Here is an 8,937-nt window from a genome sequence, read left to right as displayed (position 1 = left end):
GAAGTTATGTTACTTCTGAAACTTTTACCACTCTCTATTAAACGCCATGTGTTTGGTGTTATAAAACCAACTAAGCCATTAAGATTAACTAGTTCCATTAAGCTTAGAGCATAGAAAGAAAAATATGTATCTGTTAAACTGGTGCTAATGCCAAAACTTGAATATCTTCTTATGATAAAAGAAACTTCAGACTTAGAAATTTTTGCCCCATACGGCGGATTTCCGATCACCACATCAAAACCGCCTTTCTCGAACACCTGCGGGAAGGCCTGCTGCCAGTTAAAAGCTTTGTCGCCGGCTACTTCGGGGTCGTCTATCAAAGAGTTGCCGCACTTAATGTTGTTGTTCAGGTCGTTGAGCTTGCGGTTGGGCTGTGCGGTACGCAGCCACAAACTGAGTTTGGCAATCTCCACGCTTTCCTCGTTCAGGTCTACGCCAAACAGGTTGTTTTCCAGAATGCTTTTCTCCACATCGCTCAGCACCAGCGAGAAGCCCGAAAGCTTGGCCTGCAGTTCGTCAATGTAGCGGTGCTCGGCTATCAGGAAATCCAACGCTTGGTTCAGGAAAGCGCCTGAGCCGCAGGCAGGGTCGCAGATGGTGAGTTGCAGCAGCCAGTCGCGGTAAGTTTTTAGTTTATCGTCCAGCGCCTTCTTGGTTTTAATCTGCCTTTTCCGGTCGGCGGTATAGTCTTCATCATTTAGTTGCAGTTCAGTCTTCTTCTCGGTGCAAAGCTTGCCGATGGTGTTCTCTACAATATACTTGGTGATGTACTTGGGCGTGTAAAAAACACCGTCCTTTTTGCGCTTGGTGCTGGCTTTGTCTATGGTCTGGCCATCGAGCTGGGCCTTCACCTCGTCAAGCTCGTTGAGAGAGTTTTCAAAAATGTGCCCCAGGATGTTTACGTCTACCTCGCTGGCAAAATCATACTCCGATAGCTTCAGGGCGTGTTAGTACAGCAGCTCGTCGTCCATCACGATTGCATCCAGCACAGCATCGGGCTTAAACAAACCGCCATTGTAGGCAAAAACATCGTAGGTTTTGCCTTTGTAGCCGGTGTTCAGGTAGCCGAAGTACTTTTTAAACCTGTCGTACAGTGGTACTTCTACGTCCAGGTCCTGCAGGGTGCGCCACTGGTTAAGTATAAGTCGCACAGAGTTGGGCGGCAGCAGCTGGCGGTCTTCGGCAAAAAACAAAAACAGGAACCTATCCAGCAGCTTCTGCGATTTCCGGAACAGGTCCAGGGGCTCAAAAGCAGGGTTAAGCGCCACCAGGTTCTGGTACAGTTCGCGCTTAAACCGCGAGTAGTCTTTGTACAGCTCCTTGGTAATAACATCCTCCTGGCTAACCGATTCGTCCTTTATTTTCTTGGGCGTGCCCTTGGCCATGTGCTCGTAGGACAGGCACAGGTATAGCAGGGCAAAATCTTTTTCGGTGAGCAAGAACAAATTAAACTCCAGGTGCTCCACGGCATTGTCGATATACAACCGCAGCTTCTCGAAGTTAGAGGTAATCACGTACACGCAGCCGGGCTGGTTGTTTTTATAGCCGAAGGCTTGTTCTTCAATTTTGCCCAGGTCGGTGGTGTTGGTGCCTTTCAGCTCGATCACCGCTTTCACGGCACCGTTTATAAGTATAGCGCCGTCCGCTTTTTTGCTGTCCTTTACGTTTTTGTGCTCGGTGGTCAGGTTATAGTTAGGCGTTGGGTTTTTGGTATAGCCCAGCACGTTCACAAACAGATCAATCAGAAACTCACCCTGGTACTGTTCTTCCTTGCTGTTGCGGATGTTCTCCTGAATTTCGGGGTTGTGGAAGTGGCTTTTAAAGCGGCCATAGGCTGCGTTAAGAACGTCCTTGTCTACTGCTTTTAAATACTTGTTTGTAACCGAAGTCTGGAAGAATGCCATAGTTTTCTGAATCAGGAACCAAGATAGTATAAATTGAATAAATCGGGATTTGCAGGGTGCTCTAAAGAGCAGGATTTTAGAAAATGTCGGAATCAGGATTTGCAGGATTAAAATGGATTTGCAGGATTTCTAAAGTACAGCGAAGACGTGTTTTTTGGCTTAGAGCTTGTTTAAATTTCGTTTTTGCATGCGAAAGTTGCTTGGAAAGGGTTCTGGCAAAGTGGTTTTAGAACTTCATAGCAACGCTATGGGGCGAGAAAAGCGTGAAGCCTGGTTCCTTTACAGACAGCTTGCAGCGCAAAGGATGAATTTCAAACATGCTCTTACCTCTGTAAGGAATACCAACGATAAGCTCTGCTACACCTGATGCAAGCACACCTGCGATTCATACTTCCATATACTGCCGGAAAATGCATATCTTCTCCAGCTGGCGCTAGCTTGCAGCAAGTCTTCAGACTTGTGTGCTTTTATGGTGTTGAGTTTCTGACTCAACTGGCTTTTCAAGCCATCTTGTTAACCTCGAGTAATAACATTTCTGGCACAAGCGTCCGCTTTTGACTTATACTGCCTCTGTTTCTTACAACTTCATCCAAACTATTCTTTCTAGCTGCCGCCTATTCTCTAGCTCCCAAACACCTATCGTTTCACCTTTTACTTTGGAGCGCTCAAGCTCGCGAGGGCTCTTTCTGGGTAGGGGCCCTCTTACTCGTGCCTCGGGTTGCCTCGCTCTCGCTCGTCACCGGAAAAGCTCGCATAGGCGCTCAACCCAAGGACTGGGATCAATTTCAAGTGCCAGCGCTTACGGAGCTTCAACCTGAAAAATGGCTACAGATGAAATTCCCCTCCTCGGAGGGGCAGGGGTGGGTTGCTTCGTAGGGATAGGTCGCGACCTGTCCGCTGAATACCGACAACTATGAAACGTATGCTTCCGAAATGGTAGCAACAGATTCCCCTCCTTAGACAAGGAGGGGTAGGGTGGTTGACCCACGGGAGCTACGAAGCAACCTCAGCAAAACCGGGCACTACCTCATCCTGCTATACCCGCCATTCCGCAAATCCTGGTACAGGAAAGGCTGACTGTAACAAAACACCGCTAAACAAGTTATTACTATAGCATTTGGATATATGCTGCATGCATACTATTTTTGATGCATAGCGGTTCGGAAAAAGACTGATAGCCGGTTAGTCGTCTTCATAGTCCAGGCCCATCATTTTGTTGTAGGCTTGCTGCAGTTCAGAGAACGCGTGCATGTTACCTTCCTGGCGGCTAATCTGCATTCCTTTTTTGTAGGTTTGCTCTGCCACCCTCGGCTGCCCCAGCTCTTCGTATAGCTTGGCAGCATGGTAGTAGGTGCCAACGTAATTCTCGTGTTCGGCCAGTAATTTTTCGTAATATTCCAACGCTTTTTGCGGGTCTTCGTTACGATATTCAGTAGCGATGGCGTATAACGTAAACGCGTCGTTTGGGTCGTCTTCCAGGAACTTGAAGAGCTGTTCTAATCTGCTTTGATTCATTTCGAATTGGCTATATTTTAATTAACTTCGCACAAATCTAATTTTAAAAGCTAACATTTCTAACCATGAAAATATTAGTTTGCATCAGTAACGTTCCGGATACGACATCCAAGATCAACTTTACGGCTGATAACAAAGAATTTGACAAAAACGGTGTGCAGTTCGTAATCAACCCTTGGGATGAATACGCACTGACTAGAGCCATTGAGCTGAAAGAAGCCAAAGGCGGCACTGTCACCGTATTAAACGTAGGTGAGGCCGATACCGAGCCAAACATTCGCAAAGCGCTTGCCATTGGTGCAGACGATGCGATTCGCGTTAACGCTAACCCGAAAGATGCTTTCTTCGTGGCGCAGCAGATTACTGCCGTGGCAAAAGAAAACAACTACGATATGATCCTGATGGGCAAAGAGTCAATTGACTATAACGGCTCTCAGGTGCATAACATGGTAGGCGAAATGCTGGGTATCCCATCTATTGTTCCTGCATTTAAGCTGGACCTGGTAGACGACAGCACAGCTGTGCTGGAGCGCGAGATTGAAGGTGGTAAAGAAGTAGTTGAAGTGAAACTGCCATTTATTGCCAGCGCACAGCAGCCTATGTCTGAGCCTCGTATCCCGAACATGCGCGGAATCATGACGGCACGTACAAAGCCATTGGCAGTAAGAGAGCCAGTTGGTGCTGAAGTGAAAGCAGATTACGTCAACTTCAGCAAGCCTGAGAAAAAAGGCGGCGTGAAGATGATTGATCCTGAAAATGCAGGAGAACTTATTTCATTATTGAGAAACGAAGCTAAAGTACTATAAGATATGTCTGTATTAGTATTTGTAGAAGGTCTTAACGGAGAGATCAAAAAGTCCTCATTAGAGGCTGCATCCTATGGTAGCCAGGTAGCACAGCAGCTCGGCACAACCACTACAGCCATTGCCATTGGCGATGTGCAGGAAGATGCGCTTGCACAGTTAGGCGAGCAGGGCATTAGCAAAGTGTTGTATGATGGCGATAGCCGTCTGAACCAGTTTATTGCAGATGCCTATGTAAAGGTAATAGCTAAAGCTGTGCAGCAGGAAGATGCCAAAGTGCTGGTGTTCTCTAACTCAAACATTGGTGCGGCTGTAGGGGCAAAGCTGGCTGTTCGTCTGAATGGCTCTTTGGCAACAAACGTAACTTCTCTACCTAAAACGGATGGTGGTTCGTTTACAGTGACCAGAGGCGTGTTCTCAGGCAAGGCTTTTGCCGATGTGGCACTTACTGCTGATCTGAAAATCGTAGCGATCAAGAAAAACTCCATTGATATTGCTTCAGCTGGTGGGTCAGCTACTGTAGAAAGCTTCTCTGCTGACCTGGCGGATGCAGACTTCTCTGTTTCTCCAAAGGAAACAGTCATGCAGGATACAAATGGTGGCGTGCTGCTGCCGGAGGCGGAGATCGTAGTATCAGGTGGCCGCGGTTTGAAAGGACCAGAAAACTGGCACCTTGTAGAGGATCTTGCAAAAGAATTAGGTGCAGCCACTGCTTGCTCTAAACCTGTATCTGATATGGACTGGAGACCTCACCATGAGCACGTTGGCCAGACTGGTATAACTGTTAGCCCTAATTTATACATCGCTATTGGTATCTCCGGAGCCATTCAGCACCTGGCTGGGGTTAACTCTTCTAAAGTGATTGTCGTTATTAATAAGGATCCTGAAGCCCCGTTCTTCAAAGCCGCTGATTACGGTATTGTTGGCGATGCCTTTGAGATCGTTCCTAAAATAATAGAAGCTGCAAAAGCTTTAGACAAATAGACTTTAGAAGAAGATATTGTGAAGAAAATTCAGTTGGAGATACTCGGTCTTTCCTCCAGTCAGTCGCAGACAGGATCGTTTGCGTTGGTGCTGGGAGAGAGAGAAGGAAATAGGCGGCTGCCCATCATCATTGGCATGTTTGAGGCACAATCCATTGCTATCCAGATAGAGAAGATAAATCCTAACCGCCCGCTCACGCACGACCTGTTCAAATCATTTGCTGAGGAGATGGATGTGCGTGTAACAGAAATCATGATTTCAGATCTGAAAGAAGGTGTGTTCTACTCCAGAATAGTATGTACCGATGGTACAAAAGATTTTGAGCTCGATGCCCGCCCTTCTGATGCCATCGCCATTGGCCTTCGTTTCGGGGTGCCGATTTACACGGTGGAGAGTGTGCTGTCAGAAGCTGGCATTATCTTAAGCGATCTGGAAGAGGATGAAGAGGAGAATGACGAGATTAACATGAAAAGCTCCAGCAGCAGTTCATCTGCCTCCTCAGGCTCTAAGGAACCTTTGAACCAAACATCTGTAGATGACTTGAATAAAATGCTGAACGAAGCACTCGAAAAAGAGGACTACGAGAAGGCCGCTAAAATCCGGGATGAGTTGAACAAACGCAACTGATTTAACCTCAAGTATAGATTTAAAAGGTTCGGTGTCTACGAGGCATCGAACCTTTTTGTTTTGTAAGATAATCGGCTTAATTTTGACGGATATTTTTCTTTCAAACATCGATAATGTACGATATTCTTAGGGGTGTTGGTGGCCTTATAGTTCTGGTAGGGATTGCCATTCTTTTCTCAAAAAACAGGAAAGCCATTGACTGGAAGCTGGTTGCTTTTGGTGTTTTTCTTCAGGTTCTTTTCGGGGTGCTGGTAACGCAGGTACCTATCGTGGCTGACGGTTTTGCCTTTGTCAGTAAGATGTTTGTAAAGCTGTTGAGCTTTTCGCAGGCAGGTGCTGAATTTCTATTCGGTGATCTTGCCAATCCTGCTAAAAACAATGGATTAGGTTTTATTTTCGCTTTCTCTGTTCTTCCCACCATCATCTTCTTTTCTACTGTTTCTGCCGGTTTATATTACCTTGGAGTCCTTCAGAAGATCGTTTTCGGCATTGCCTGGGTTATGTCTAAAGGTATGCGGCTTTCAGGAGCCGAAAGTTTATCGGCTGCCGGTAACATTTTCTTAGGCCAAACAGAAGCACCTTTACTTGTTCGGCCTTTTATTGGCCGCATGACCCGCTCCGAATTAATGTGCTTGATGACAGGTGGTATGGCCACGCTGGCAGGTGGTGTGCTCGCAGCCTATGTTGCCTTCCTGGGTGGAAATGACCTGAACCAGCAGGCAATGTTTGCTGCTCATTTGCTCACAGCTTCCATCATGAACGCACCGGCAGGTATTGTGCTGGCTAAGATTCTGGTGCCGGAAACAGAGCATGATAAGATCAACACAGAACTGGAAGTAAATGAGGAGCAATTGGGTGTGAACCTGGTAGATGCTTTGAGCCGTGGTGCAAGTGATGGTTTGAGGCTGGCTGCGAACGTTGGCGGTATGTTACTGGCCTTTATCGCAGTTATCGCCATGCTAAACTACATGCTGATAAAGCTTGGCAGCATAACGGGTTTGAATGAGTTTGTAATAGCGAGTACAAGCGGTCAATTTGATGGCTTCTCTTTCCAGTATATACTAGGACAGATTTTCCGGGTTTTCGCTTTCATTATGGGAGTGCCTTGGGAGGATACCCTTTTAGTAGGAAGTTTACTTGGCCAGAAAACAGCCGTGAACGAGTTTGTAGCTTATCTGGATCTGGCTAATATGAAAGCCGCTGGTTTGCTGGGCGAGAAAGCATTGATCATGTCTACTTATGCCCTGTGTGGTTTCTCTAACTTCAGCTCTATTGCCATCCAGGTGGGAGGCATTGGAAGTATGGCTCCAAACCAGCAGGGAAATTTATCTAAACTTGGCTTTCTGGCATTGTTAGGAGCTTCCTTGGCCTGTATGATGACTGCTACGGTAGCCGGCATGCTGTACGGCATATAATTAGTGCTTCACGTATAACAAATAAGGCCGCTGCAGTGAACTGCAGCGGCCTTATTTGTTTAGGACTGATTTTGCTACTTGTACTCCTAAAGATCGCTGTGGCCACCTTCATCCTCCACTTTTTTTGCGTCACGCATCAAGCGGTTGGCGAAAATAAATTCATTTAGCTCTTTCACATCTGTGTCCATAATCTCATCGTTACTACCTTCCCACAACTTCTGACCTTGGTAAAGAAACATGATTTTATCTCCGATCTCGATCACAGAGTTCATATCATGCGTTACGATGATGGTGGTGATGTCATACTCTTCTGTAATCTCAGCGATAAGTGCGTCTATTTTTATGGCAGTAAGAGGGTCTAAGCCAGAGTTAGGTTCATCGCAGAAGAGATACGTACAGTGCGGAGCTATAGCACGGGCTATACCCACACGCTTCATCATACCTCCGCTTATTTCAGAAGGCATCTTTTTGTTCGCATTTTCCAAACCAACCCGCTTCAGGCAAAAGTTTACCCGGTCCAGCCTTTCTTCTCTGTTCATTTCAGTAAGCATCCGGAGCGGAAACTCTACATTTTCCTCTACTGTCATAGAGTCAAAAAGAGCAGATCCCTGAAACAGCATCCCGATCTTACGGCGAATCTCCTGGCGAATATCCAGCTTGTTATTTGTAAAGTAGGTGCCGTCAAAGGTTACACTACCTAAATCAGGCTTAATCAGTCCTACAATGCACTTCAGAAGTACGCTTTTACCGGTACCACTGGCGCCAAGCAACAAGTTGGTCTTGCCGGTTTCAAACACGCCGCTAACGCCATCCAGGACTTTCTTGCCATCAAATGATTTATGTATGTTATGTATTTCAATCATGGGTTTATCAACGAGAATTTAAACAGCTGCCAATACTGTAGCGGCTGTGGGTATGCGTATAGGTACTGCTACAGCAACAACTGCGCACAAACAAAATCTGCAATTAAAACAGCAATAACACTGTTAGTTACTGCTGCTGTGCTGGCAGCTCCTACTTCTAAAGCTCCGCCTGAGGTAAAGTATCCTCTGAAAGAAGAGATAGAGGATATGAGGAAAGCAAAAACAAATGATTTGATCAGTGCAAACAGCACATTGTATGGTATAAAATCACCCCGAAGTCCTGAAATGTATTCTTGTCCGGTTATTTCACCGGTTGCTGTTCCGGCTATATAACCTCCTGCAATACCTAAAAACATAGCGATTATCACCAATAGAGGGAAAACAATGAGAGAAGCCATAATTTTAGGCAACACCAGATAGGAGGCAGAGTTTATACCCATTACTTCAAGGGCATCTACCTGCTCGGTTATCTGCATAGTGCCCAGGCCACCGGCTATGCTGGAGCCAACTTTACCTGCCAGCACGATAGAGGTAATGGTAGGGGCAAGCTCAAGAATGGTCATTTCACGCACCATGAAGCCTATCGTAGAGCGAGGAATCAAGGCGTTATCTAAGTTATAAGATATTTGTACAGCCGTAACCGCGCCAATAAAAGTGGCTACTATGGCAACTATAAAAACAGAGTTAATCCCTATCAGAATAGCTTCATCTATTGTGCGGTTAAAAATAATTTTAGGTGACTCAGCCCGGGCAAAAAGGCTCTTCATGAATATTAGATATTCTCCAAATTTTTGCAACATATTGCGGGTATCAGGTAATTAAGGTT

Annotated in this window: 9 protein-coding genes; 4 read left to right on the top strand and 5 right to left on the bottom strand. The window is 46.0% G+C overall.

Annotated elements, in window-relative coordinates:
- From ACFQ2O_RS17330 to ACFQ2O_RS17320, 3 genes are all read right to left on the bottom strand, one after another.
- The coding region (locus ACFQ2O_RS17330) for an Eco57I restriction-modification methylase domain-containing protein (protein ID WP_377530692.1) at positions 1–851 on the bottom strand (851 nt) is incomplete at its 3' end.
- 96 nt (positions 852–947) lie between these two features.
- Positions 948–1,904, bottom strand: a complete 957-nt coding sequence (locus tag ACFQ2O_RS17325; protein ID WP_377530689.1) for a type IIL restriction-modification enzyme MmeI — start codon at positions 1,902–1,904, stop codon at positions 948–950.
- Positions 1,905–3,086: 1,182 nt separating this feature from the next.
- Positions 3,087–3,419 (bottom strand): tetratricopeptide repeat protein, encoded by a 333-nt coding sequence (locus tag ACFQ2O_RS17320; protein WP_377530687.1) that lies wholly within the window; start codon positions 3,417–3,419, stop codon positions 3,087–3,089.
- 65 nt (positions 3,420–3,484) lie between these two features.
- On the opposite strand from ACFQ2O_RS17320, the gene ACFQ2O_RS17315 reads away from it, so the two are divergent.
- From ACFQ2O_RS17315 to ACFQ2O_RS17300, 4 genes are all read left to right on the top strand, one after another.
- Positions 3,485–4,225, top strand: coding sequence for an electron transfer flavoprotein subunit beta/FixA family protein (locus tag ACFQ2O_RS17315; protein WP_377530684.1), 741 nt, complete (start codon positions 3,485–3,487; stop codon positions 4,223–4,225).
- Positions 4,226–4,228: 3 nt separating this feature from the next.
- On the top strand, positions 4,229–5,206 hold the full coding sequence (locus tag ACFQ2O_RS17310) for an electron transfer flavoprotein subunit alpha/FixB family protein (RefSeq protein WP_377530681.1): 978 nt from the start codon (positions 4,229–4,231) through the stop codon (positions 5,204–5,206).
- 18 nt (positions 5,207–5,224) lie between these two features.
- Entirely contained in the window at positions 5,225–5,833 is a 609-nt protein-coding gene (locus ACFQ2O_RS17305; RefSeq protein WP_377530678.1) for a bifunctional nuclease family protein, read from the top strand.
- 113 nt (positions 5,834–5,946) lie between these two features.
- The gene (locus ACFQ2O_RS17300; RefSeq protein ID WP_377530675.1) at positions 5,947–7,248 is read left to right on the top strand and encodes a NupC/NupG family nucleoside CNT transporter; all 1,302 of its coding nucleotides are present in this window, start codon (positions 5,947–5,949) and stop codon (positions 7,246–7,248) included.
- A gap of 86 nt (positions 7,249–7,334) precedes the next feature.
- On the opposite strand, the gene ACFQ2O_RS17295 is transcribed toward ACFQ2O_RS17300, so the two are convergent.
- Positions 7,335–8,111 carry an ABC transporter ATP-binding protein gene (locus ACFQ2O_RS17295; protein WP_377530673.1) on the bottom strand — a complete coding sequence of 259 codons (777 nt, stop codon included), beginning with the start codon at positions 8,109–8,111 and terminating at the stop codon, positions 7,335–7,337.
- Between the two features lie 68 nt (positions 8,112–8,179).
- Entirely contained in the window at positions 8,180–8,911 is a 732-nt protein-coding gene (locus ACFQ2O_RS17290; protein ID WP_377530669.1) for an MlaE family ABC transporter permease, read from the bottom strand.
- Positions 8,912–8,937 lie beyond the last annotated feature (26 nt).

The organism is Pontibacter rugosus, from assembly GCF_042678745.1.
Taxonomy (GTDB): Bacteria; Bacteroidota; Bacteroidia; order Cytophagales; family Hymenobacteraceae; genus Pontibacter; species Pontibacter rugosus.
Note: the sequence above shows the minus strand (reverse complement) of the source record. Positions and strands in the feature narration are given on the sequence as shown.

Excerpts from the sequence above, each read along its gene's own strand:
- ACFQ2O_RS17325 (WP_377530689.1), bottom strand. The coding sequence starts at position 1,904 with ATGGCATTCTTCCAGACTTCGGTTACAAACAAGTATTTAAAAGCAGTA.
- ACFQ2O_RS17320 (WP_377530687.1), bottom strand. The coding sequence starts at position 3,419 with ATGAATCAAAGCAGATTAGAACAGCTCTTCAAGTTCCTGGAAGACGAC.
- ACFQ2O_RS17315 (WP_377530684.1), top strand. The coding sequence starts at position 3,485 with ATGAAAATATTAGTTTGCATCAGTAACGTTCCGGATACGACATCCAAG.
- ACFQ2O_RS17310 (WP_377530681.1), top strand. The coding sequence starts at position 4,229 with ATGTCTGTATTAGTATTTGTAGAAGGTCTTAACGGAGAGATCAAAAAG.
- ACFQ2O_RS17300 (WP_377530675.1), top strand. The coding sequence starts at position 5,947 with ATGTACGATATTCTTAGGGGTGTTGGTGGCCTTATAGTTCTGGTAGGG.
- ACFQ2O_RS17295 (WP_377530673.1), bottom strand. The coding sequence starts at position 8,111 with ATGATTGAAATACATAACATACATAAATCATTTGATGGCAAGAAAGTC.
- ACFQ2O_RS17290 (WP_377530669.1), bottom strand. The coding sequence starts at position 8,911 with ATGTTGCAAAAATTTGGAGAATATCTAATATTCATGAAGAGCCTTTTT.